Annotated in this window: 2 protein-coding genes; both read right to left on the reverse strand. The window is 68.9% G+C overall.

The genetic code is table 11. From position 1 onward, the window contains the following. On the reverse strand, nucleotides 1–388 hold a 388-nt coding region (locus tag G7A99_RS19615; protein WP_371807640.1), incomplete at its 3' end, for a branched-chain amino acid ABC transporter permease. A 76-nt stretch (nucleotides 389–464) separates the two neighbouring features. Then, nucleotides 465–1,464 (reverse strand): ABC transporter substrate-binding protein (locus G7A99_RS19620; RefSeq protein WP_163143399.1); only part of this gene is annotated, 1,000 nt, incomplete at its 5' end.

Genomic DNA, 1,464 nt, shown 5'->3' on the forward strand with positions numbered 1-1,464 from the left:
CGTGGCCCGACAGCCACGCCGGGGTGTCCATGCTGAGCGGCTGCCGCCCCCAGACCACGCGCACCAGCTCGTTGAAGAACAGGATCAGCCCGAAGGTGGCGAGCACCTGGTCGAGGTGGTCGCGGCGGTAGAGCCGCCGGATGATCAGTGCCTCCATGGCCATGCCGGTGAGCGCGGCGGCCGCCACCCCGGCAGCGAGGCCGAGGAGGAAGCTGCCGGTGTAGGCGAGCGCCGTCGCGCCGACGTAGGCGCCCACCATGAACAGCGACCCGTGGGCGAGGTTGATCAGCCGCATGATGCCGAACACCAGGGTCAGGCCCGAGGCCATCAGCAGCAGGGTGACCCCGAACTGCAGGCCGTTCAGCACCTGTTCGAGCAGCAGCTGCATCCCGATCGGCTCCCGAAGAGATCAAGGGCGCGGGCGGCGCCGCGGGCGGATGCCCCGGCGCCGCCCCGGCGCTACGTCACTGGCCCAGGGCGCACTCGCCGGCGTAGGCGTCCTCGTGGTCGTCGAAGACCTTCGCCACCAGCTGGTTGGTGAGGTTGCCGTCGTCCTCGCGGACCACCTTGCGGACGTAGATGTCCTGGATCGGGTGGTGGTTGGTGTTGAAGCGGAAGTCGCCGCGCACGGAATCGAAGTCCGCCGCCGCCAGCGCCTCGCGCAGCGCCGCGGTGTCGGAGACGTCGCCGCCGGTGGCCGCCAGCGCGCTGCCGATCAGGCGGGCGGTGTCGTAGCCCTGGGCGGCATAGAGGGTCGGCTCGCGGTCGTAGCGCTCGGTGTAGTCGGCGACGAAGCGGCGGTTGACCGGGTTGTCCAGGTCCTTGCTCCAGTGCGCCGAGTTGACGATGCCGAGCGCGGCGTCGCCGACGGCGTCGACCAGGGTGTTGTCCGCCGAGAAGCCCGGGCCGTACAGCGGGATGGACTCGTCGAGGCCCGCCTGGACGTACTGCTTGATGAAGTTGATGCCCATGCCGCCGGGATAGAAGAAGAACACGTTGTCCGGGTCGGCGTCGCGCAGCTCGGCGATCTCCGCGGCGTAGTCGGTCTGGCCGAGCTGGGTGTAGACCTCGCCGACGACGTTACCCTCGTAGTAGCGCTTGAAGCCGGTGAGCGCGTCCTTGCCGGCGGCGTAGTTGGGGGCGAGGAGGTAGACGTTGTCCAGTCCCTCGTCGGTGAAGTACTGCCCCATCGCCTCGTAGAAGTTGTCGTTCTGGTAGGCGGCGTTGAAGTAGTTCTCGTGGCACAGCCGACCGGCGAGCTTGGCCGGCCCGGCGTTGGGGGAGATGTAGATCACCCCGTCGCGCACGATCTTGGGGATGGTGGCCATGGCGACGTTGGAGAACACCGAGCCGGTCATGACTTTCACGCCCTCGCTCTGGATCAGCCGGGTGGCGATCTGGCGGGCGTTGCCGGGCTTGCGGCCGTCGTCCTCGACGATCAGCTCCACGTCGACGCCGCCGAGC

It is taken from the genome of Arhodomonas sp. KWT, assembly GCF_010993615.1.